Origin of the sequence: Vibrio sp. 10N.222.49.C9 (assembly GCF_041474985.1) — a bacterium.
GTDB lineage: Bacteria > Pseudomonadota > Gammaproteobacteria > Enterobacterales > Vibrionaceae > Vibrio > Vibrio crassostreae_C.
The window spans coordinates 1-426 of record NZ_JBFRVD010001243.1; the positions used below are offsets into that span (position 1 = coordinate 1).

The following is a 426-nucleotide window of genomic DNA, read 5'->3' on the forward strand; positions in this document are numbered from 1 at the left end:
CATATTAGTGTGCTCCCACAAAATCAGGAAAAAATATATCCCGACAGTGTACTTGAATAGCGATTAGTTTTGAAAGCAGTTAGACTAATCAAATACCAATTTTTCACTGATTATTTAACGAATCGGGATATGCTGACCATTTTTCAACGTTTACCTCTTTTGCACCGAGCGTTAATTTGCTGTTTTAGTGCACTTATTGTTGTCGCTCTATTCTTTCTTCCCGATCCTAGAAGCCTTCACGAGCAAGAAAACAACTATCAAGTTGGTCGCATTTACCCTCTAGAAATTAACGCTAAAGCCTTATCTCCTACAGATCAAAAGCTGCCTATGGCGGTCATGCGCTGGGATACTCATAAGGTGCGATCCGGTGAAAGTGCCTCTGTATTGTTTGACCGTATTGGTTTGTCTCCTCGCCTATTGCATACC

At 40.8% G+C, this 426-nt stretch carries 1 protein-coding gene; it reads left to right on the top strand.

The window, feature by feature from the left end; genetic code table 11:
* Nucleotides 1-129: 129 nt before the first annotated feature.
* Nucleotides 130-426 (top strand): OapA N-terminal domain-containing protein (locus tag AB4585_RS27755; protein WP_372171972.1); only part of this gene is annotated, 297 nt, incomplete at its 3' end.